Origin of the sequence: Arthrobacter endolithicus, from assembly GCF_026627425.1 — a bacterium.
Lineage (GTDB): Bacteria > Actinomycetota > Actinomycetes > Actinomycetales > Micrococcaceae > Arthrobacter_M.
Genome location: NZ_JAPNLH010000005.1, coordinates 11,339 through 34,621 on the forward strand (window position 1 = coordinate 11,339; position 23,283 = coordinate 34,621).

The window sequence follows — 23,283 nt, forward strand, 5'->3', positions numbered from 1 at the left end:
GGTGGCGCATCCTCCACAGGCTGGCTTTCCCACAGCTTCTACACAGACTGGGTTTTCGCGCCGAGAATCCGGTTCCGCGGCCGTAGGTTCGAGGCATGAAGACTCTCGGCCAACAAACGGCACCAACGTATCAGGGACAATACCAGGGCGCTGCACTCCAACCCACTTGGCGCCATCGGATTATGCGACTGGTTCGGCGGCGACGGCGCTTCATTGCCGCCCTGCTTCTCTGTGCGGCAACGGCCGTGGCTGTCCAGCAACTGGCCCCGGCACCCGTGGACACCGTCGTGATTGTCGTCGCCGCCAGGGATCTGGCCGGCGGGGCAATGCTCGGCGCTGCGGACCTGGCACTGCAACGGCTGCCCCAGGACGCGGTACCGGCAGCGGCATTCCGTTCTCAAGATTCAGTCGCCGGCCGGCAACTCTCCGGCCCGCTGCGAAAAGGGCAGGTTCTCACGGATGCTGCGCTTTTGGGTTCGGGATTGCTGATCGGAACTCCTACCGGCAGCCAGGCGGTGCCCATTCGGCTTGCCGACGCAGCCACCGTCGCTCTGATCAACCCCGGTCAGCTGGTCAACGTAGTCCTGAGCACCAGCACAGGGCTGGACCAGACCGCTGTCAACCAGGTGCTGGCCGAGGCCGTACCCGTGCTTTGGAAACCACCCGTCACCGGACTGAGCCAGGATCTGCTGCCCGGCAAAGAAGCCGACGGACTGGTGGTCGTCGCGGCCACCGGTGATCAGGCCGTCAAGCTGGCCGGAGCGTCCGCTCGCGGCAAGCTCTTCCTGGTCCTGGTGACCCCGGCTGACCAATCGCGTGCCACTACCCCCAGTGCGGAGGGCGTTGGTCCTTGAGCCAGTCGTCGTACCCCTCGTCCGTCTTATCTCCCCAGGCACGCGGGTCGTCCTTGGCTGCGACCGTGGCGAGCAGCGGTTCCGCATCCTCCGGGAGCGTTAGTTCTGTGGCGTCAGCGCGTGCAGCGGGTGCCGTCGTTGAGCCGACATCGTCCGCCAATGCCGGTCCCGTTTCTAGTCCAGCAGTTGCTCCCATGCCTGGTCCCGTTTCTATTTCAGCAGGTGTCCCCGTGGCAGTCCTCGTGTCCGTTCCCGCTTGCCCTCCCGTCTCCGGGTTTACGACGTCGGCGTTGCCGTCCGCTCCAGCGGCCATGGATGCCTGCGCCGGATCATTGCCCTCGGCAACGGCGGAAGGGCGACCGGCCGACCCCTCGACCTCCCCGGCCCACACTGTTCCCTCGGACTCCTGCTGCGTCTCCATCTCTGAGGACCTAGCTTCAGAAAACCCACCCTCCGAAGAGACTGCGTCTGAAGCCGCTAGGTCCAAAGACACGGCCGTTGCCTCTGTGCCCTTAGCCTGCGCCCCCTGTTGATCGACTTCCGCAGCGCCGGTACGCGATTCGTCCGGTCGGGGACCCCCTGACAATGGCCTGGCCGCCGTAGCGGGCCCCAACAAGGAGGAGAGCTCGCCTTCGTTCAGCGCCGGTGAAAGGCCCAGGTATCCGCCAATCCGGTCGGCACATAGAGAGGGGTCGGTAAAGACCTCAATTGTCCACAGCGGCATGTAACGCCATCCGAGCCGTTCAAGCAGCTGCGGCCGGAGCCGGCTACGCTCTCTAACGCTCATCCCCTGGTACTTTGCCGTTCCATCGGATTCCACGGCCACCGGGGTCGGGATTTCGTCATCCTGCTTGCCTAGGTTCTGCAACGGGTCCGATGCGGCCACCATGTCGAGGACGCCGTCGTAGTGATGCCAAACGCGTGCTCCCCGGGCCCGCAGCCGCTCCGCCAGATCGGCGACAAGCGGGTCTTCACCCAGCGACTGCTCGCTGGCAGCGGCCCGTGAGGCGGTCGTTCCCAGCCGGGAGTTTCCCGCCAGTTCGCGGTCCAGCAGCTCATAGAAATCGCGTGCCCCGTAGCTCAACCGGGCCTCGTCCAGATCCTCGGGGCGGAAACAGGTGATGATCTGCAGATGCTCCCTGGCGCGTGTCATGGCCAGCGCGAACTTCGAGCGCCCGTCAGAAGCCGACAACGGGCCGAAATTATGCAGCGCCCGCCCATGTGGCGTCCGTCCGTACCCAAGGGAAAAGATCACATGGTCACGGACCAGACCCGCTGCCCTGTTCACGGTGACCACCCGGAAGGATTCCGGGCTGGAGGCGAAGAACTCGGTCAGCAGCGGGTGGTTCGGCATTTGCATCCGGATGGCCTGGGCCACCCGGATTGCGTGCCGTTCGCTGGCCGTGACGACCGCGAGGGAGGAACGCGGACGGACCCGGGCATGTTCAAAAACCAGATCGACAACACGGTTTACCTCGGCCACCACGGATTCAACGCCATCAATGCCGGTCCCGGGCAGACCCGTGCCGTCCGGCAGGTAGTCAACCACCAGTGATCTGTCCAGCCCGGTCACGGTGCGCCCGTCCGGCATTCTTTCGAGCTGGTCATCGTAGAAGTCTTTACTCAGCTGGAGGACCAGCTCCTCATCCACCGCCCGATACGACACGCTCAGCCGGCGTCCCGGGAGGACCTTGGCCAGGGCACCGAAGATACTCTCCGGGCGTTGGGACTCTTCCTCGCCGCGTGCCACTTTTTCGACCGCGACGGAGAAGGCACGCGGAGCCGCCGTCTGCTCGTCACCGAAAGCGATCACCTGCCGGGCACGTGCAATGGACGGCAGGGCCGCCTGCAGCGAAGTGGATTCCGCGTCGAGGATGACGACGGCGTCAAAGCGCTGCCCTGCCGGAACCACAGCGGGGAGCATCAAGGGACTCGTTGCCCATACCGGCAGCAGGTTGGCCAGCAGGTCAGGGGTCTGCTTCGCGAGCCCCTCTAGGGTCACGCGCCCGTCCTTAAGTAGGTTCCGCAGCAGTTCGCCCTGACGGTTGCGGCCGGAGACGGTGGAGTTCCATTTCTGGGCCAGCCGCCACCGCAGCCGCGGGCTGCCGCTGTCGACGTGCGCCTGGTCGGCTAGACGGAACTCGGACTCCAAGCGGCGCAGGTTCTCGCCGTCGGACATGGCAAGATAATCATCGCCGCTGATCATGGCCTCCAGCGCCGACTGCCACCATGCCAGTTCCAGCTCGGTGCGCGTCTCGGCCGGTGCCACCTCACGGTCCGTCAGATCGTCCAGCAACTCGCCAAGTCCATGTTCGCGCATGCTTTCCAGCAGCAGGGTGCGCTCCGGCAGGGTCTGCAGCGTTTCCTTATCATCCACCAGGGCCTGCAGGCGGACGATCAGCTCATCGATGCCGGTGCTTTCCAGCCCACCGCCGGCGGCTGTCCGCTCCACTGCCAGGCCCAGCTGGTGCAGCAGGCCGCCAAGCCCGGTGTGCGTGGCGCGAAGTTCGGCAAGCCCGGACGGGACGGCCGGATGGCGTTCCGTCGTGGCGTAGTCCGCCCACACCGAGCGTTGTTCCTGCACCAGCACCAGGGAGGTGTGCAGATCCGAGATGTGCACCCCGGGGCGCACATATTCCTTCGCCACCCTCCGCAGTCGGGAACGCTGCATGGCGGGCATCTCCAGACTCCGCTCACGGCGCCAGCCGGAACTGGCGGTAGCCGAGATGAGGTCCGTGACGGGGCGGTCAAAGATATCCGGGGTGAATTTATCCAGGCTCTCCCGCACGGCCACCAACAGTTCCAGCTGTTCGCCCCACTCAACAAAGCTGTGGCCCTCGCGGATCTGAGAGAACTCGGCCATCTCGTTCATCTTGCGGGCAAACTCGGGCAGCTGAGTCAGCAGTCCGCTGGCCAAGGCATGGGCCTCTTCGGTTTCCTTGCGGGTCACCAGCCGGGCCCCGTGCCACGCACTGGTAGTGGCGGATTTACTGAAACTGCCCAGTTCCGCGGCGCGGCGCAGCCGTCCGGCCAGTTCGTCACGGTCCGCGATGTTGTCCAGGACGCTGCGCTTGAGCCGGACGGTGGTGGACGGCGCCGGATGGATCGAGGTCAGCTCAGCCAGTGACTGCATTGCCTGATAAGGGGAACAACCCCAGCGTTGGCGCACATTGTGCAGGGAGGCTACGTGGTCCATCAGGTGGTGGCGGTGCTCGGTCAGCGTCCGGTGCAGATCGGTCAACTTCGGCTCTGCGGCCTTTTCATTGCGCACAATCGCCCGGACCAGCGCGGATTTGAGGTGTTGCGGACCGGTTTGCGCACTGAGCTGCAGCAGCAGATCCGCCAGACCCAGATCCGAGAACCGCTGCGCCAGTTCGTTCAGCGTGCCGCGGCGCTCCCCGATCACCAGCACGCTCTTGCCGTCAAAAACCAAAGCAGCTATGGCGTTAATGGCGGTCTGCGTCTGGCCGGTCCCCGGTGGGGCTGAGACGACCAGTGAATCACCAGCGCGGATCATATCGAGCACCTGCTGCTGGCGGGTATCGGCGTCGAGCACCAGCAGCTCGTCGTGCGGTTCGCGTGCGTCCAAGGCCGTGAATCTACCCGATTCGCCCCGATCGTCCGCCTCATGCAGGGCGGAACGGACCGCGTCAGCGCCCTCATCACGGCTTGCGGAGCTCAGCGCGTCGACAAAGGGGTTCCCCGCGAGCAGCGCAGCGTCGTGCAGGTTTTCGGCGAGGTCGGCAAAGGTGGAGACCAGCAGGTGATGCTCGACGACGGCGCCCTTGATCGGCTGCACCAGGGCACGCAAGCGCTCCAAGACGGGAGCCGGATTAAAGCGCGCCGTGCTGTAGGCCAGCCTGGCCAAGGACTGCGGATCAAGCTCGATGCCGTGAACGTGGCGCAGGCTGCGCACCAGAGCAGGATTCAGTCGTGCCTGCTCCGTGAGTTGGAGTTCATAGTCGTCCTGCCCCGGCCGGGCGGTCATGACAATCGCGGTCAGCAGCACCGGGGCGCAGACGTGGTGTGGTTCCACGGTGCTGCCCCCCGCGCCGTCGTTTCGTGTCGCGTTAGTCCAGCTGGCCGTCCCGGCCGCCAGATAGCCCACATCGATGCCGCGGTCAGAGCCCAGCTCAAAAATTTTCGCCCGCAGCGTTCCCGCAGTGCGGACGGCCACGGCGTACTGGCCAGCATCACGGACCAAGGTGGAAAGCCTGGTGCGCCGGCCTGTCAGCAGCTGCGCCAGGCCGGAGGGATGGGCATGCGTCAGGTCAATGCAGCCCTCGGGAGCCTTAGTGAAGCCCAGCAGCGTGTCGGGGCCGGAGTAGGAGCCCAGCCCGGCAAGCCATGTCCGGAGCTCGTTGGAGGTCTCGCCCTGGCTGACTTTTTCCGACACTAGTGCCTTCTTCTCTCTATTGGATCGCGCAGGGCTCGACCTCGCAGGGCTGGACCGCTCAGGGCTGGATCCATCGGTGTTTGATCTATCGGCGTTTGATCTATCGGCGTTAGAGCGTGACGATCTGGACCATACGGGCATCTTTTGAGGCTATCCCTTGTTGTGCAGAAATCGCGGCAACGGCACACTGATCCGGCGCTATTCCCACTCGATGGTTCCCGGCGGCTTGCTGGTGACGTCGAGCACGACGCGGTTAACGCCGTCGACCTCGTTCGTGATCCGGTTGGAGATGCGGGCCAGCAGGTCATACGGCAGTCTGGACCAGTCTGCCGTCATCGCATCTTCGCTGGAGACGGGCCGGAGCACAATAGGGTGTCCGTAGGTTCGGCCGTCGCCCTGTACCCCGACGCTGCGGACGTCCGCCAGCAGCACCACGGGCATCTGCCATACTTCATTGTCCAGCCCCGCCGCAGTCAGCTCGGCGCGGGCGATGGCATCGGCCTTTCGCAACAACGCCAGTCTCTCGCGGGTGACGTCGCCGACAATCCGGATCCCCAGGCCGGGGCCGGGGAAGGGCTGGCGTCCCACGATCTCGGCCGGCAGGCCCAGTTGGGCGCCCACGGCGCGGACCTCGTCCTTGAACAGCGCACGCAGCGGCTCCACGAGCTCAAACTGCAGGTCTTCGGGGAGCCCGCCGACGTTGTGATGACTCTTAATGTTGGCTGCTCCCTCGCCTCCCCCGGACTCGACGACGTCCGGATAAAGGGTCCCCTGCACCAGGAACTTGATCGCTTCGCCGTCGGAACCGGCCTCGCTGATCAAGGCGCGCTCGGCTTCTTCAAAGGCGCGGATAAATTCGCGGCCGATGATCTTGCGCTTGGTTTCCGGGTCGGATACGCCGGCCAGGGCATCGAGGAAACGGTCAGTCTCTTTCGCAACATAGAGTTTGACACCGGTCGCGGCGACAAAATCCCGCTCCACCTGCTCGGCTTCACCCTCGCGCAGCAGACCGTGATCAACGAAGACACAGGTCAATTGATCTCCGACGGCGCGCTGGACCAGGGCCGCCGCGACGGCCGAATCCACTCCTCCGGACAAACCACAGATCACCCGGGCGCCGCCGATCTGGTCGCGGATCCGCTGGACCTGCTCCTCAACGATGTTTCCGGTGGTCCAATTGGGCTGCAGCTTGGCGCCGTAGAACAAGAAGTTCTCCAGCACCTGCTGGCCGAAGTCAGAATGCTTGACTTCCGGGTGCCACTGCACGCCAAAGAGTGATTTTGCTTCATTGGCGAAGGCTGCCACGGGTGCGCTGTCAGTGCTGGCCAGGACCTCGAAGCCCTCAGGTGCCTGCTGGACGCTGTCACCGTGGCTCATCCAGGCGTTCTGATGGTTCGGGGTGCCGGCCAAAATGGACCGTCCGTCCCCCACCGTCGTGATATCCGTTGCCCCGTATTCACGCAGCCCGGTCTGTGCCACGGTCCCGCCCATCGCCGCGGCCATCGCCTGGAATCCGTAGCAGATCCCCAATACCGGAATGCCGGTTTCGAAGAGGTCAGGACTGACGGACGGAGCGCCGTCAGCGTAGACGCTGGACGGACCGCCGGAAAGGATGATGGCCGCCGGATTCTTCGCCAGCAACTGTTCGGTGCTCAGCGTGTGCGGCACCACCTCCGAGTACACGTTGGCCTCACGGACGCGACGGGCAATTAGCTGGGCATACTGGGCGCCGTAGTCGACGACGAGGACGGGCTGCTGCGTAGTCTGGGGTTCTGCGGGGGTAGTCACCCATCAATCTTAACCCAACGCTGTGCCTCACCCCGCCGGGCGTGCGGACCAGCACAATTCCCGGCGTTCTGTACTCTTCATCAAAACCACCTGCGGCACCGAGGACCGAATGCCGGGTTCGGCGAAAGTGACGGCGGTCAGTACCGCTTGGAAGCCGTCGGGAATGCGGCCAGCTCCGCCTCGACCTGCTTATGGATCCTGCCCTCCAGGAAGAATGACAGGAACGGAATGACGCCACCTAAGGCGATCAGGATGAACTTGCCGAACGGCCAGCGCATCAGGGACCAGAGCCTGAAGTCCGCGATGAGGTAAACCACGTACATCCAGCCGTGCACAATCAGCACGGCGGTGGAGATGTTGAAGCCGCCGATCACGCTGAAGCCGTTGTCCTGCACCGCGGCGAAGCCGAAGCCGTGGCTGGCTCCCGTTGCTGCATCGGTTCCACCGGCCATGAGCACCGAGTGGAACCCGTAGCGCACCACCAGTTCGGTGGTCAGCAGGAGCAACATCGAACCGGTGAGGTAGGCCAACGCTTTATACAGCCCGAGGGCGGACCGGATCTGCGCGGCTGTCCCGCCGAAACGGCGTTTGGGTGCCTTGGATGGAGCGCTCACTGATGTACCTCACTGGATTGTTGGATGGAAGTTCCGCCTTCGTCTAAGATGCTGTTTTCCTCGCCGGCATGGTCGCCACCGTGATCCTCGCCGGCGTCGTCGTAATCGTCGTCGTCCTCGGGCTCCAGCGTGCGACGGTAGGCATCCGAGACCAGCCGCCACCACAGGAACACCGCGAAACCAGCGAAAACGACCCACTCGACGGCGTAGAAAATGTTGAGCCAATTAATCGGCGAGGCATCCGGCTGGGCGGTCACGGTGATGGCCTTGAGATCACCGGCCACTGCCTGCGCCCCCACTTCGTGTCCGGCCGCAAGCTCGCTATTGGAAATGACGAAGCCCGGGTAGCTGCTGACCTGCCAGACATTGATGAGTTGCGCGGTGGACAGGGCAGCCACCTGCCCGGCGGGGACGTTGGCCTTAGGGTCCGGCGCTTCGGACGGGATGAGCCGCCCGGCCAAAATGATAGGGCCCGACGGCGGCGTCTTGGCTTCTCCGGGAGCCTTGAGCCAGCCGCGGGCCACCGGAATCACGGTTTCGGCCGACGCACCGGCACCCTTGAGGACCGGGGCGCCGTCAACGATGAACGCGGTCACGACCCAGTAGCCGGTAGTGCCGTCCTGCAGCCGGTTTTGCACCACGACCTGCCGTGACGCATCAAAGTGACCTTGCGCCGTGACCAGCTGGTCGGCGGCGGCGGCATGCATCGGCACGCCCGGCTCCAGCACGGACAGCAGGGGCTTGGTGCTTTCAAGCACGACCGGCGGAGCGTCGGTGCGCTCGGTGGAACGGGAAAACTGCCACTGACTAAGCAGAACAAAAACCCCGGATACGGCGAGCGCGAGGATGAGCGCGGCGATCCAGCGGGGTTTCAGGGCGGTTTTCAACACCCCTTAAAGGTACTTCTTCCGCCTGTAGAAGTCCCAATGCCCGCCCCTGCACGCCACGGGCGGCCAAGGAGCCTGCGCGGACTGCAATCGGATCAATCTGCGCAACATCAATTTGCGCAACGTTGACCGCTCAATGCGCGCGGGATGGATGATGCGCGCTCTAAGGTCCGGACGCTGCGCAGATCGTAAAGTTCCCCGGGAATTCTTGGGATACGCTCGGCCCGGTCTGCCGAAGAGGTGAGTAAGGTCACGATTTGATCACGAAATTTACGGTCCCCGTGCCCGGCGTGAAACCCGGCCTAGGCTGGATCTTTGTGCGTACATTCCCTTACCCCGTGTCGACTGGCCCGGATGTGCGCTCTCCGCTTCGTTACTTGTGGTGGCTGGCCCGCCAGCAAGGGGCCTCGCTGGCGGCCGGAATGGTCTTCGGCTCCGTCTGGATGCTCAGCCAGGCGCTGGTTCCCCTGGTTTTGGGCAAGGCCTTGGACCAGGGCATTCTCGGTCGGGACTTTGCTGCGCTCCTGGCCTGGACGGGAGTGCTGCTGCTGCTGGCCGTGGTCCAGTCCGTCTTCGCCGTCCTCCGGCACCGGATCTCGGTCAGCAACTGGCTGCAGGCGGCGTTCCGGTCCATCCAATTGGTGGGCCACAAGATCACCTACAGCGGGGATGCCCTGCCGCGGAAATTCTCCACCGGAGAGGTGGTCTCCACCGCCGCCTCGGACGCCACCCGGATCGGGCAGATCTACGACACCTTCGCAAGGCTCACCGGATCGGCTTTGTCCTACGTCGTGGTCACCGTCCTCGTGGCACAGGTGTCCTTGACCCTGGGGATCACCGTGCTGGTGGGAGTGCCGGCATGCTGCGCCATGCTGCTGTTCATCATCCGACCGCTGCAGAGCCGGCAGCGGGCACAGCGTGAGGAGTCCGGCAAAATGACCGCCGTGGGTGCGGACACCGTGGCGGGGCTGCGCGTACTGCGCGGGATCGGCGGGGAACACATCTTCGTGGGCCGCTACAAGAAACGGTCGCAGGCAACCCGGCAGACCGGCAACGATGTGGCCCGCTCGCTGGCCACCCTGGAAGCCACCCAGTTGCTGGTCACCGGCGGTTTTGCCGTGCTCTTCACTTGGCTGGGTGCCTCGCTGGCCGTCACGGGCCAGATCTCACCGGGGCAATTGGTCTCGTTGTATGGTTTCGCCGTTTTCCTGGTGACGCCGGTCCGTTCCGTGGCGCAGGCCGTTTCCTCCGCCATCCGCGCCGTGGTCGGCGCACGCAAGATCATCAACGTTCTGGGCACCGAATCGGCGGTGCGGACGCCGGCGGATCCGGAGCCCGCACCGCAGGCGGCCGCCTCCTTCTACGACACCGCGTCATCGGTGGAGATTGCACCATGCCGGCTGACCGCCGTCGTCTCCGGGAATCCGGCCGATTCCGCGGCCCTGGCCGAGCGATTGGGCCGCTTCGATGATGATGCCCTCAGTACGACGCCTGTGCTGTGGGGTCAGACGGCGCTGCACCGCGTGGCGCTGGGACAGGTGCGCCGGCGGATCGTCTTCAGTGAGGCGGATCCGCAGTTGTTTACCGGCACCTTACGCGAGGGGCTGGATCCGCAGCAGACGCACGACGACGACGACGTGCTGGCCGCGCTCGAAGCCGCCAGTGCGCTGGACATCCTGGCGGGTGTGGAGGAAGGACTGGACTACAAGGTCACCGAACGTGGACGGTCCTTTTCCGGCGGCCAGCGCCAGCGTCTGGCGCTGGCCCGGGCGCTCTTGACCGAGGCGGAGACGCTGCTCCTGGTGGAGCCCACGAGCGCCGTCGACGCCCATACCGAGGCGCGGATCGCCGCCCGGCTGGCGGCGGCCCGCGGCGACGGACGCACCACCGTCGTGGTGACGGCCAGCCCGCTGATGCTCGGCGCCATGGACCACGTGGTGTTCCTGCACGACGGAATCTTAGCGGCGGCGGGCACGCACCGCGAACTGCTGGAAAACTCCGACTACCGGGACGTGGTGATCCGCGGTGAGTGACACCGAGGCCGAACAACTCAATATCTCCACCTCCCCGGACTCGCCCGGAGCTGCAGCTGAAACCCGCACCGGAGCCGGCCCTGACGCGGTGCAGAACGGCCAGCTCCCGGTGTCCGATTCTCCGCAGGTCCGGGCGGAAACGCGGCGGCTGCTTTCGATGCACCGCGCTGCACTGATCAAGGTGGTGGCGCTGTTCGTGCTGGCCGCCGTCGCCGGCCTGGCGGGCCCCGTCTTGCTGAAACTGATTGTCGACGGCGTTGCCGCGGGGACCACTGTTGGCTATGTCAGCAGGCTCAGCCTGGTGATGGCCGGATTTGTGCTGCTGCAGGCCCTCCTGCAGCGGTTTGCGATGACAGCGTCCATGATCGCCGGGGAAAGGGTCTTCGCGCAGCTGCGCGAGGAGTTCATGGACCAGGTGACGGCCCTTCCGCTGTCCACGGTGGAAAAGGCCGGCACCGGGGACCTCGTTTCGCGCACCACTAATGATGTGGAGGCGGTCTCCTTCGCCGTCCGGTTTGCGGTTCCGCAAATCCTGGTTTCCGCCATTACCGTGGCGCTGACGGTGGCGGCCGCCGTCGCGGTCTCCCCTGTCACGGCGATTGCGCTGCTGGCGGGCGCTCCGCTGATGATTCCGGTAACGCGCTGGTACCTCAAGCGCTCGGCCGCCGGGTACCTGACGGAACGGGAAAGCTATTCCGTGGTCAATGGCTCCATCACGGAGACCATTGAGGGTGCCCGCACGGTGGATGCACTGAGCCTGGGCGCACTGCGCCGGCGGTCCATTGACAATGCACTGCTGGGCAGTTTCCGGGCCGAACGCTATACGCTCTCGCTGCGCAGTGTCCTGTTTCCCGCCACGGAATTCGCCTTTTACCTCCCCGTGGCGGTGGTCCTGCTGTGGGGCGGCTGGCTGGCCACCGAAGGCGAGGTGACCCCGGGCATCGTTGCCGCCGTCGCCCTGTATGCCCTCCAGCTCATCGACCCGGTCAACACCTTGATCATGTGGCTGGACGAACTCCAGGTCGGCGCCTCGTCGCTGGCACGCATCACCGGAATCCGCAATGTTCCCGCGGACCGGACGGCTTCCGGCGTGCTTCCGAAGGGTCAGGATATCCACGTTCAGGCCGCGCGCTACGCGTACCGGCCGGGGCACGATGTGCTGCACGGCGTGGATCTGCGCCTGGTGCGCGGCGAACGACTCGCCGTGGTGGGGCCCTCGGGGGCCGGAAAGTCAACGCTTGGCCGGCTGATTGCCGGTATTCATCCGCCCACCGGCGGATCGGTGCAGGTGGGCGGCGTTCCGCTGGTCGATCTGCCGCTGGAAGAACTGCGCCGCCAGGTGGCTCTGGTCACCCAGGAGCACCACGTCTTTGTGGGCAGCGTGGCGGACAATGTGCGGCTGGGCAAAGCGGACGCCGACGGCACCGAGATTGAACGGGCGCTGGACGACGTCGGCGCGCTGAGTTGGGCGCGCGACCTCCCGGAGGGGCTGGAGACAGAGGTCGGATCCGGGGCGTATTCGCTGTCGCCTGCCCAGGCGCAGGAGCTCGCACTGGCCCGGCTGATTCTGGCCGACCCCCAAACCTTGGTGCTGGATGAGGCCACCTCGCTGATCGATCCGCAGGCGGCCCGGGACCTGGAACGATCGCTCAGCGCCGTCCTGAAGGGGCGCACAGTGGTGGCCATTGCGCATCGTCTGCACACTGCCCATGACGCGGACCGGGTGGCTGTGGTGGAGGGCGGCAGGATCATAGAACTAGGGCCGCATGAGGAACTGCTGGCGCTGGACGGATCCTACGCGTCGCTGTGGAATTCCTGGCACACGCAATAGGAGAAGGCCGGGCCGCGGAGCGCAAGTGCTCAGGGGCGCAGTGCCGCTGGTGATCAGTGGTCGAAGAACACCAGGGTTGAATTGATCAGTTCGGCGATGACCTCTGCGTCATGGGCCCGGCGCAGCGACTCGCGGAAGTTCTCCTTGAACAGCGAGCGCGCCAAGGTGGCCAGCACCTCAAGATGTTCGGAAAAGGAACTGGCCGGTGTGGCGATCAGCAGCACCACCGTGGCCCGCCCGTCCACAGCACCAAAGTCCAGGCTGTAGCCGTGCCGGGTGACACCCACAGCAATCGATGTCTTGGTCACAAATTCGCTGCGCGCGTGCGGCATGCCGATGCCCCCAGGCAATCCGGTGGCCAGCTGGTGCTCGTGGGCATTGACCTGGGCCAGGAAACCCGCCAGATCGCTGATCCGTCCGGCTTGGAACATCCGTTCCGCCAGCTGCGCCGCAGCGTCCTCCTTGGAATCTGCCTCCATTTCCAGGAGGACGAGCTCTGGCGTCGTCAGTACTGCGTCGTATCGTTCCAGCGAGCCCTCTGTCATATCTGCCTCTCGGGCACTTTGTTCACCGCGTCTGCATGCACTGTGTGCACCGCGTCTGCATGCACTGCGTGCACTTGCGCTGCGTTACGGCTGCCGTGTGCCAGTCTCCACACTCAGCCGGGCCGCGTCCGCGGACGCATCGTCGGGCTGCTGCTGGCTCAGACGCTCAGCTTTCACGCGCGCCACATAGTTTTTGATTTCGTTCTCCTGCTGTTCGCCGCTCCAGTCCAGGATTCCACTCATCAGTTTAGCGACAACCGGGGCCGCCGCCACGCCCCGATCCCACGATTCGATGGAGATCCGGGTCCGCCGCGTCAAGACATCCGTCACATGCAGCGCACCCTCGTGCGTGGTCGCGTACACCACCTCGGCCTGAAGATAATCGTCGGCACCAGGAAGCGCCTGGCCAAGCCCGGCGTCGTCGGCTATCAGTTTTAGGACGTCCGCCGCCATTGAGCCGTAGCGGTTGAGCAGATGCTCCACCCGTGCGACGTGCACGCCCGTTTCCTCCGCCGTTCGGTTGCGCCGGTTCCAGGCAGCCTTGAACCCCTCCGCACCGAGCAGGGGAATGGTGGCCGTAACGCTGGCCGGGACCTTTTCATCCAGCGTGCGGGTTGCTTCATCCACCGCATCCTTGGCCATCACCCGGTAGGTAGTCCATTTACCTCCGGCTACCACCACCATGCCGGGAACCGGGTGTGAGACCACGTGTTCACGAGAAAGTTTCGCGGTGGAATCACTCTCCCCCGCCAGCAACGGGCGCAGCCCTGCATACACGCCCTCCACATCTTCCCGGGTCAGCGGCCGCTTGAGCACCTTGTTGACGTGCTCGAGCAGATAATCGATGTCCCGGGCGGAGGCAGCCGGATGGGCTTTATCCAACTGCCAGTCGGTGTCGGTAGTGCCGATAATCCAGTGCCGCCCCCAAGGGATCACGAAGAGCACGGATTTCTCGGTCTGCAGGATCAGCCCCACTGTGGACTGGAACCGGTCCCGCGGCACCACCAGATGGATGCCCTTGGACGCGCGGACCTTCAACTGCCCGCGGTCGGTCACCATTCCCTGGGTGTCATCCGTCCAGACGCCCGTGGCGTTCACGACCTGCTTGGCGCGGATATCGAACTCGCTGCCGTCCTGGTTATTCCGGACCCTCGCCCCCACCACGCGCTCACCCTCACGGAGGAAGTCCACCACGCTGACCTGGTTGACCGCGTGTGCTCCGTAGCTCGCGGCGGTACGGATCATATTAGCCACATAGCGTGCGTCGTCCACCTGGCCGTCGTAGTAGCGGATGGAGCCGATCATCGCATCGTCTTTAAGGCTGGGAGCCGCCCGCAGGGTGGCCTTCTTGCTCAAATGCTTATGCATCGGCACGCCCCGGCTGTTACCGGATGTCAGGCCCAGAGTGTCGTAGAGCAGGATGCCTGCCCCGACGTAGGGGCGTTCGATGAACCTTTTGGTCAACGGATACAGGAAGGGAACCGGACGGGCCAGATGCGGGGCAATGCGCTGCAGCAGCAGCCCGCGTTCCTTCAGTGCCTCGGTGACCAGTGCGAATTCCAGCATCGGCAGGTACCGCAGGCCGCCGTGGATCAACTTGGAGGAGCGCGACGACGTTCCCGCGGCCCAGTCGTTGGCCTCCACGATGCCGACCTTCAGTCCCCTGGTCACCGCATCGAGGGCGGAACCGACGCCGACGACGCCACCACCGACCACCAAAATGTCCAGTTCAGCGCCGGGATCGGAGGTTGCCCTGAGCTCCGCCAGCGCGGCCTCGCGTGCCTGCGGACCAAGCTCACCGGTGGGACGTGCTGAAACAGACATGCGGACCTCCTGAAGACGCAAGAAAGCTGGTGCTTTCACCCTACGTCTTGGAGCGCCGGAAAGGCAGTGCAGGTGATGCGCCCGGGACGCGGTGCGCTCCTTCGGCGCGGTTGCCTTGGCCTCGGTCCTTAGGGCGAGACCACGACCTCGACGCGCTGGAATTCCTTTAGATCCGAATACCCGGTGGTGGCCATCGAACGGCGCAGCGCCCCGATCAGGTTCGCCGTGCCGTTGGCCTGGTGCGCCGGCCCGAACAGCACCTCGTTCAAGGGCCCGACGCTGTCCAGGCGGACCCTGTCCCCGCGCGGCAGTTCCGGGTGGTGCGCCTCGGCGCCCCAATGCCAGCCCTGTCCCGGTGCCTCATCCGCGCGGGCCAATGCCGCGCCGAGCATCACGGCGTCCGCGCCCATCGCAATCGCCTTGACGATGTCGCCGCTCGAGCCCATGCCGCCGTCGGCAATGACGTGCACGTACCGGCCGCCGGACTCATCCATATAGTCCCGGCGCGCGCTGGCAACGTCGGAGATGGCACTGGCCATTGGTGCCCGGATGCCTAGGGCGCGGCGCGTGGTAGTGGATGCGCCGCCGCCAAACCCCACCAGGACGCCGGCCGCGCCTGTTCGCATCAGGTGCAGCGCGGGAGTGTAGCCGGCCGCGCCGCCCACAATAACGGGAACATCGAGTTCGTAAATGAATTGCTTGAGGTTCAGCGGCGCCGCGGTCTTGGAGACGTGCTCGGCGGAGACCGTTGTTCCCCGGATGACGAAGATATCTACGCCCGCGGCCACCACTGTTTCGTAAAATTCCTGCGTGCGCTGCGGCGTCAGCGCCCCGGCCACCGTCACGCCTGCCGCGCGGATCTCGGCCAGGCGGGAGGTAATCAGTTCAGGCCGGACCGGGGCAACGTAGAGCTCCTGCAGGCGCCGGGTGGCCGCCGGATTCGTGGCGGTGGATTCCAGCTCAGCGATCTCGTCGAGCACTAGCTGCGGATCTTCATACCGTGTCCACAGACCCTCCAGGTCAAGGACGCCCAGGCCCCCCAAGCGTCCCAGGGCAATGGCTGTTGCCGGCGACATCACCGAATCCATTGGAGCACCGATGACCGGCGTTTCAAACTGGTAGGCATCAATCTGCCATTTCACCGAGACATCTTTCGGGTCTCGGGTCCGCCGGGACGGAATTATCGCGATGTCATCCAGGGAGTAGGCGCTGCGCCCACGCTTGCCGCGGCCAATCTCAATCTCGTAAGTCACTGCTCAAGGTTAGCGCAGGTGCGCATCCTGCCCCGCGCACCAGGAATAGACATCGGCACCAACGCGGAGCAGGTGCCGATGTCTATACGTGGTGCGCTGTTGCCGAAACGGGGAGGTGTGGGAGCGAGGGAGCGGCTGGGTGGGCCCACGACCGCGAGGGCCCCGCACCGAGGAACGAGGTGTGGGAGCGGCCGGGTGGGCCCACGGCCGCGAGGGCCCCGCACCGAGGAACGAGGTGTGGGAGCGGCTGGGTGGGCCCACGGCCGCGAGGGCCCCGCACCGAGGAACGAGGTGTGGGAGCGGCCGGGGACTATTTCGAGCCGTAGTTGGGCGCTTCCACCGTCATTTGAATGTCGTGCGGGTGGGATTCCTTCAGCCCGGCGGCGGTGATGCGGACGAATTTTCCCTTCGCCTTCAGCTCCGGGACGGTACGCGCACCCGTGTAGAACATGGTCTGGCGTAAGCCGCCAACCAATTGGTAGGCCACCGAAGATAACGGTCCGCGATAGGCTACCCGGCCCTCGATGCCTTCCGGGATGAGTTTGTCGTCACCGGAAACATCGGCCTGGAAGTAGCGGTCCTTGGAATAGGACGTGCTCTTGCCGCGGGTCTGCATTGCCCCGAGCGAGCCCATGCCGCGATACGTCTTAAACTGTTTCCCATTGACGAAAATCAGCTCCCCCGGGGCCTCTTCGGTGCCTGCCAGGAGGGACCCCAGCATCACCGTATCCGCACCGGCTACCAGCGCCTTGCCGATGTCGCCCGAATACTGCAGGCCGCCGTCGGCAATCAGGGGCACGCCGGCAGGAATGGCCGCCTTGGCCGACTCGTAGATGGCCGTGATCTGCGGAACACCGACGCCAGCCACCACCCGGGTAGTGCAGATGGAGCCCGGCCCCACACCCACTTTAATGCCGTCCGCGCCCGCATCGATGAGCGCCTGGGCACCCTCGCGCGTTGCCGCCTGGCCGCCGATGATGTCTACGTGCGCCGCGGCGGGCTCGGCCTTCAGTCGTGCGATCATCTCCAGCACGCCCTGGCTGTGCCCGTTTGCCGTATCAACGAACAAGGCATCCACGCCAGCGTCGACAAGCTTCATGGCCCGCTCCCAGCCGTCACCGAAGAAGCCGATCGCGGCGCCGACACGCAGCCGGCCGGCGTCGTCCTTCGTGGCCAGCGGGTACTGCTCGGCCTTCGTGAAGTCCTTGACGGTGATCAGCCCGCGCAGCCTGCCGCCGCCGTCCACCAGTGGCAGCTTTTCGATCTTGTTCCTGGCCAGCAGACCGGAGGCGTCCTCACGGCTGATCCCGACCCGGCCGGTGATCAGGGGCATCTTCGTCATGACCTCATGGACCAGGCGGCGCGAGTATTCGGCATCCGGGATGAAGACCGTATCCCGGTTGGTGACGATGCCCAGCAGCTTGCCCTCGCCGTCGACGACGGGCAGGCCCGAAACGCCGTAGTGCCGGCATAGATCGTCCAGCTCCTGCAGCGAGGCCTGCGGGCCGATGGTCACGGGATTGGTGATCATCCCCGACTCGCTGCGCTTCACCCGGTCCACTTGCTCGGCCTGATCATCAACCGAAAGATTGCGGTGCACCACACCCAGGCCACCCTGACGCGCCATGGCCACGGCCATCCGGGCCTCCGTGACCGTGTCCATCGCCGCAGAGAGCAGCGGGGTGTTGACGCGAATGCGCCGGGACAATCGTGAGCTGGTGTCCGCCTCGGAGGGAATCACATCCGTATGGCCGGGCAGCAGCAGCACATCATCGTACGTCAGACCAATGAAGGCAAAGGGGTCGTGGATTTCGGGCTGGGTCATGAGGGCTCCTCAGCGGTGGCGCAAGGTGGGGGTCTATCCATTCTAAAACGAAAGCCGGCCCAGCCCTATTCTGGGCCGGATGCCAGCGCCGGTTCCGCACCGGTCAGCGGCCTACCCCCACCCGGTGACGGCGAGCAGCCGCTGCTCAAACATCGGCGCCATGGATTGCGTATACGTCTTGGTCAGGTGGTTGTCATCCTTGTAGACATACACGTTCCCTACCACGGCCGGGCAGACGCCGTTGGCACAAATGTAATCGCTCATATCCATCAGGAACAGGCCCGGCAGCTTTCCCTGCAGATCATCCAGCGGGGAACTGGCGGCCAGGCTTTCGGACAGCGGTGGATTGCACGCCGGCGCGGTGGCCCCCTTCTTAGCCGCACAGTCCGCCATGTTGATAGTGAACCGCGGGTTGTCCCTGATCCCCACCACCTGGATCCCGGACTCCGAGAAACCCCGGATCCCGTCCAAATAGCCGGGAACCTCCGTCTCGTAGGGGCTGTCCTCCAGCGTCAGGGACGCCACGGTAAAGACAGCATCCGGATGCAGAGCCATCACATAGTCGCGGTCCTGAGCATTGAATTCGTTGCAGTCCTCCGCGCGGGTGGCCGAATCCGCCCCGTACCGGCACCCGTCCTTGATCATCATGACGATCTGCCAGTTGTGCGCCGCGGCCAGGGCGTCCCAGTCCGGCAGCCACTGCTGGGAATGGGAGTCCCCCAGCACCACGATGGTTTTGGCCGGTGTTCCCACCGGTTTGTTGGCGTGGCAGATCTGCGCCAGCAGCGGTGCGGCCGGGGCCAGCCGGCCGGTGCAGTCGCCGTCGATGGTGGCGAATTCATTTTTCAATTGCGCTGGCGCGGGGATGGCCTTGGCGCTGGGCGAGGGTATCCCGGCAAATCCCGGTTCCAGCGCCGCCGCGCCGGGGTTATCCGCCGCGGGCTGGGCCGCCACCGCCGCGTCATAGGCATTTATGTTGTTCTGCCACAGCGCCGCCGGAGCAGCCAGCAGCGCGCCGCAGGCAACCAGAACTGCGGCGGCGCGCCAGACGTGGTGCTCCGGCCACTTCCAGCGGCGCAGCGGCGTTTCGACGAATTTCGTGGTCAGGAACGCCAGCGCAATGGACGCAGCGACGATGGCCACGCCCTGCCACACATTGACCGCCGGCCGGTCGATCACCACCAGCACAAGGACCAACAGCGGCCAATGCCACAGATACAGCGCATAGGAGACGTTACCCATGGCGACCAGCGGCTTGGCCGAGAGAATCCGGTCCACACCCAGCCTGCTGCCGGTCTGCCCGGCGATGATAATGAATGCCGCGGATACCGTCGGCCAGAGCGCAATGTACCCGGGAAACTGCTGGTCGACGGTGAGAACGAGGCCGCAGCTGATCATGGCCGCGATGCCGATCCAGCCCAGCAGCACCCGGACGGCGCGGGGAAATTTCACGTACGGCAGCGCCAGGGCCAGCAGCGAGCCGAGCGCGAATTCCCAGAGCCTGGCCCTGGTGTCAAAGTAGGTGTAAGCCTGGTTTTCGGCGGTATGACGGACGGAGAAGGACAGCGAGAAGGCGAAGATCACAGAGAAGATCACAGCCAGCACAGAACGGTAGGTCAGCCAGCTTCCGAGCTGCGGCAGCCTTGTCTGCAGAGTGGACTGGCGCCCGATGCCCCTGATGACCCGCAGCAGCAGGGCGGCCGCAGCGAAGATCAGCGGCCACAGGATAAAGACCTGCCCCTGGATGGACAACGACCAGAAGTGCTGCAGCGGACTGGCACCGGAATGGTCAATGGCGTAGTAGTCCACCGCATTGTCCGCCAGTACCCAATTCTGGAAGTACAGCAGCGAGGCCCAGGCCTGCTGCAGGATGTCCGGCCAGCGCCGCGGCGGCAGGAAGGCCCACGTGCCGATCAGCACCGCAAGCAGAACGATGACGGCGGCAGGCAGCAGCCGCTTGAAGAGGTGCAGCCAGTGCCGGATCAGCCGCAGAGGCGCTCCGCGCTCTACCTTGCGGGTGAATTGCAGCGTCATCAGGAAGGCGGAAATGAGCAAGAAGACATCCACCCCACCGGAGACCCGGCCCAGCCAAATGTGGTAGGTCACTACCATCAGCACGGCCAGCGCCCGCAGGCCCTGTACCTCCGGGCGAAAGCCCTTCTTCTGTTGCGTGGACGCCTTCTGTTGCGTAGGCACCTTCTGTTGGGCGGGCACCATTACTTTCCCTCCTCCCAGCCGGTGGCCGCGATGAAGGCCTGCTCCACCACTGGCGTGAGAGTCGACAGATAGGTCCTGGTGACATGATTACTGTCCTTGTAAACCAGCACATTGCCGATCACGGCCGGGCAGCTGTCCTCCGGGCAGAAATAGGGGGTGAAATCCAGGAAACTCACACCCGGCAGGCCCTCCTGAAGCGCATCCGTGGGGGAAACCGCGGAGAAACTTTGGTCCTTCGCTGTGGCGCAGATGGAATAGTCCTTGAGGTTCTTCGCCACACAATCCGGTCCGGATCCCAGCGGGGTCTGGTCGAAGCGGGGCGTGTCCCGGATGGCAACAACGGGAATACCGGCGGCGGTGACCTTGGAGATAATCCCCGCCCAGGATGGGTCCAGGTACTCGCTGGTGCTCAAACTATGCGCGGCCCGGGTACTGGTGGTGACCACAGCATCGGGTCTAAGCTCCAGCGCCGAGTCGAGCGCACCACGCACGTAATCGGCACAGCCGGGGGAAATATCCGCATCGGTTCCGTCGGTGACAGGACAGAATCCGCCAGTAAAAGCGACCACCCGCCAGTTGTTTTTCTTCGCCATCTCCAGCAGCGGCGTGCTCCACATCAGCGCATGCGAGCTGCCGACCACCGCGATGGTCTTTGCCGGGTTAGCGTCGTTGCCATTGTCGCAGCGCGTCCGGGACTCATCGGATTTGTCGATGACGGTGCAGCCACCGTCCCAGACGGGCCACTGGTCCGCAATGTCCGTCAGCGCCGGAACCAGCGGCGCTGTCTTCGCGCTGGCTGCGGGCGAGTAGCCGGCAAACAGGGCCGCCGCGCCCGGGTTTTCCGGGGTGGAACCGGCGCCCGCCTTCATGCTGACCTTATCAAGATGAAGTTGCAGGCCACCGAGCGGAACCGCAACCAAGGCCAGTGATACTGCCATGACCACGCCGGCGCGCAGCTTGCTGGATTCGGCCCACTTCCAGTCCCGGATCGGCTTTTCCACGAAACGCGTAGTGAGGATGGACAGCACAATGGCGCTCACTATCACCACGGTGCCCGAGAACCAGCCGGCCTTCTCCTGGCCAGAAACACCGAGGTAGATGACCAGCAGCGGCCAGTGCCACAGATACAGCGCATAGGAATTCCCGCCCATGAAGACCAGCGGCCGGGAACTGAGGAGCCGGTCCGCGCCGATCGGACTCTCGGTCTTACCGGCAATGATGATCAGGGCGGCGGCAACGGTGGGCCACAGCGCAATATAGCCGGGAAATTGCTGGTCAACTTCGAGAACGATGCCGCAACTGATCATGGCGACAATGCCAATCCAGCCCAAGAGTACCCGCAGAATCCGCGGAAAATTCAGATAGGGCAGCGCCAAAGCCAGGAGTGATCCCAACGCGAATTCCCAGAGCCGGGTGCGGGTATCAAAATATGCGACAGCCTGGTTACTGCCGGTCTCCTGGATCGAAAAAACCAGGGACGCCAGGAAGACTAAACCGAAGACGTAGGTGAGCAGGACGCGGTACCGTAGCCGGAATACCTTGGCCAGCAGCGCTGCGGCGGCAAAAATCAGCGGCCACAGAATAAAGACCTGACCCTGGATGGACAACGACCAGAAATGCTGCAGCGGGCTGGCCACACTGTGGTCAGCGGCATAGTAATCCACCGAATTGGACGCCAGCGCCCAGTTTTCGAAATAGAGCATTGATGCCCAGATTTCGGAAAAAATCTCTTTCCACCGCGTCTGCGGCAACCACAGGTAGGTCGCCGCGAGCACCGCCAGCAGAACGACGACGACGGCGGGCAGCAGCCGCTTGAACAGGTGCAGCCAGTGTTTAAGCAAGTCCAGCGGTGCCCCACGCTCCACTTTTCCGACAAACTGGCGCGTCATCAAAAAAGCGGATACCAGCAGGAAAATGTCCACTCCGCCGGACACCCGGCCAAGCCACACGTGATAGACCACCACCATGAGCACGGCCAAGGAACGCAGGCCCTGGACCTCCGGCAGGAATTTCCGGTTTCGGGGTCCCCAGTCACCGCGCCGTCCCGCCGTGGAGCGCCGTCCGGCAGGCTTTGCCAAAATACTGCTTGTCACGCTTGCTAATCACCTAACACTTGCCAAAAGTCCCTACCATGTTACCGGAATGTAATCTTGAATTAATCGGGCAACGAGAAGCACAGGGAGCGTACATGACACTGCTGATCCGAGCCGTGGTTCCGTCGCGTTTAACGACGAGGGTCGTGGAGGCCGCTGAAAGTATGCCCGGCACCGCCGGTGTCGTTGTCTTTGACCACGCATCCGTCCTCCCGGCCGGGGACGTGGTGGAGATTCTGTGCGTGCGTGAATCCGTCGATAAGCTGCTGGAGAGCCTTGAGGGGATGGACGTCGCCAAAGTTGGTTCCGTCAGCGTCAGCGAACCTGCCTTGGTTCTTGCGGACAAAGTAAATGAGGCCGAACGTGCTACCCCGGGTGAAGGCGCCGACGCGATCATCTGGGACGAGGTGGAAGCCCACACGGGTGAGGATTCCAAATTGAGCTGGAGCTTTCTGGCCTTCCTGGTAATAGCCCTGCAATTGGCCGGTATAGGCATTGTGACCAATTCCACGATCGCTATTGTCGGCGCGATGGTCGTTGGACCGGAATTTGGCCCACTTGCGGGCATCGCCCTGGGACTAGTGAACCGCCGCTGGGTGCTGGCCAAGAGATCGGCAATTGCACTAGGCGTCGGCTTCCCGGTCGCAATGGTCGTCACGGCGTTTGCGGCTTGGCTGTCCGTCCCGCTGGGCTTGTTGGATCGGACCTTCCTGCAGCACGGCAGCCCAGCCACGGACTTCATTTACCACCCGGGGCCGTACTCGCTGATCGTAGCCATGCTGGCCGGAGCCGCCGGGATGCTGTCCCTGATAGGGCAAAAGTCCGCTGTCCTAGTGGGCGTCTTCATTTCAGTGACCACAGTCCCGGCCGCCGGCTATGTCGCCGTCGCCCTGGCGCTGGGGGAACCGGTAAAGGCCGCCGGTTCGGCGTTGCAACTGGTTCTGAACCTCGCCGGCATCATCATCTCCGCTGTCGCCGTATTGGTGTTTTACCACCTGGTCACGTCCAAGGGGCACCCGGGACAAGCCACGCCGGCTGCCCGCCGGCGCCGCGCCGCCGCCCGCCGCTACCGCGGACGCTGAGGCGTCGAAACCGGCCACCGAAAACGGAACTACCCCGCAGA

At 64.6% G+C, this 23,283-nt stretch carries 14 protein-coding genes; 4 read left to right on the forward strand and 10 right to left on the reverse strand.

Features of this window, described 5'->3' with window-relative positions; translation table 11 throughout:
- Positions 1 to 95: 95 nt before the first annotated feature.
- Entirely contained in the window at positions 96 to 854 is a 759-nt protein-coding gene (gene cpaB, locus OS914_RS05655) for a Flp pilus assembly protein CpaB (protein ID WP_267545096.1), read from the forward strand.
- Here cpaB and OS914_RS05660 read toward each other — a convergent pair.
- The 4 genes from OS914_RS05660 to OS914_RS05675 all read right to left on the reverse strand — a co-directional run bounded on the left by OS914_RS05660 (position 823) and on the right by OS914_RS05675 (position 8,542).
- Positions 823 to 5,250, reverse strand: coding sequence for an AAA family ATPase (locus tag OS914_RS05660; RefSeq protein ID WP_420713873.1), 4,428 nt, complete (start codon positions 5,248 to 5,250; stop codon positions 823 to 825). The genes cpaB and OS914_RS05660 overlap by 32 nt on opposite strands.
- A 198-nt stretch (positions 5,251 to 5,448) precedes the next feature.
- Positions 5,449 to 7,038 carry a glutamine-hydrolyzing GMP synthase gene (gene guaA, locus OS914_RS05665; protein ID WP_267545098.1) on the reverse strand — a complete coding sequence of 530 codons (1,590 nt, stop codon included), beginning with the start codon at positions 7,036 to 7,038 and terminating at the stop codon, positions 5,449 to 5,451.
- A 137-nt stretch (positions 7,039 to 7,175) separates the two neighbouring features.
- Positions 7,176 to 7,652 carry a DUF3817 domain-containing protein gene (locus OS914_RS05670; protein ID WP_267545099.1) on the reverse strand — a complete coding sequence of 159 codons (477 nt, stop codon included), beginning with the start codon at positions 7,650 to 7,652 and terminating at the stop codon, positions 7,176 to 7,178.
- Positions 7,649 to 8,542: an SURF1 family protein gene (locus OS914_RS05675; protein ID WP_267545100.1), complete on the reverse strand. Its 894-nt coding sequence runs from the start codon at positions 8,540 to 8,542 to the stop codon at positions 7,649 to 7,651. Before OS914_RS05675 ends, OS914_RS05670 begins: the two co-directional genes overlap by 4 nt.
- Positions 8,543 to 8,856: 314 nt before the next feature.
- On the opposite strand from OS914_RS05675, the gene OS914_RS05680 reads away from it, so the two are divergent.
- Together OS914_RS05680 and OS914_RS05685 are read left to right on the forward strand one after the other, a co-directional pair.
- Positions 8,857 to 10,572, forward strand: a complete 1,716-nt coding sequence (locus OS914_RS05680; RefSeq protein ID WP_267545101.1) for an ABC transporter transmembrane domain-containing protein — start codon at positions 8,857 to 8,859, stop codon at positions 10,570 to 10,572.
- Positions 10,573 to 10,729: 157 nt separating this feature from the next.
- Positions 10,730 to 12,403 (forward strand): ABC transporter ATP-binding protein, encoded by a 1,674-nt coding sequence (locus OS914_RS05685; RefSeq protein ID WP_267545268.1) that lies wholly within the window; start codon positions 10,730 to 10,732, stop codon positions 12,401 to 12,403.
- Positions 12,404 to 12,456: 53 nt separating this feature from the next.
- On the opposite strand, the gene OS914_RS05690 is transcribed toward OS914_RS05685, so the two are convergent.
- From OS914_RS05690 to OS914_RS05715, 6 genes are all read right to left on the reverse strand, one after another.
- A complete protein-coding gene (locus tag OS914_RS05690; RefSeq protein WP_267545102.1) occupies positions 12,457 to 12,948 on the reverse strand; it encodes a PTS sugar transporter subunit IIA in 492 nt (163 codons plus the stop codon).
- Between the two features lie 84 nt (positions 12,949 to 13,032).
- Positions 13,033 to 14,772 carry a glycerol-3-phosphate dehydrogenase/oxidase gene (locus OS914_RS05695; protein ID WP_267545103.1) on the reverse strand — a complete coding sequence of 580 codons (1,740 nt, stop codon included), beginning with the start codon at positions 14,770 to 14,772 and terminating at the stop codon, positions 13,033 to 13,035.
- Between the two features lie 128 nt (positions 14,773 to 14,900).
- A complete protein-coding gene (locus OS914_RS05700) occupies positions 14,901 to 16,025 on the reverse strand; it encodes a GuaB3 family IMP dehydrogenase-related protein (RefSeq protein ID WP_267545104.1) in 1,125 nt (374 codons plus the stop codon).
- A 310-nt stretch (positions 16,026 to 16,335) separates the two neighbouring features.
- Positions 16,336 to 17,850, reverse strand: coding sequence for an IMP dehydrogenase (gene guaB / locus OS914_RS05705; protein ID WP_267545105.1), 1,515 nt, complete (start codon positions 17,848 to 17,850; stop codon positions 16,336 to 16,338).
- A gap of 111 nt (positions 17,851 to 17,961) precedes the next feature.
- Positions 17,962 to 20,067, reverse strand: a complete 2,106-nt coding sequence (locus OS914_RS05710; RefSeq protein ID WP_267545106.1) for an acyltransferase family protein — start codon at positions 20,065 to 20,067, stop codon at positions 17,962 to 17,964.
- Positions 20,067 to 22,160: an acyltransferase family protein gene (locus OS914_RS05715; RefSeq protein WP_267545107.1), complete on the reverse strand. Its 2,094-nt coding sequence runs from the start codon at positions 22,158 to 22,160 to the stop codon at positions 20,067 to 20,069. Before OS914_RS05715 ends, OS914_RS05710 begins: the two co-directional genes overlap by 1 nt.
- A 95-nt stretch (positions 22,161 to 22,255) precedes the next feature.
- Between OS914_RS05715 and OS914_RS05720 the strand changes: the two genes are divergently transcribed.
- Positions 22,256 to 23,242: a DUF389 domain-containing protein gene (locus tag OS914_RS05720; RefSeq protein ID WP_267545108.1), complete on the forward strand. Its 987-nt coding sequence runs from the start codon at positions 22,256 to 22,258 to the stop codon at positions 23,240 to 23,242.
- Positions 23,243 to 23,283 lie beyond the last annotated feature (41 nt).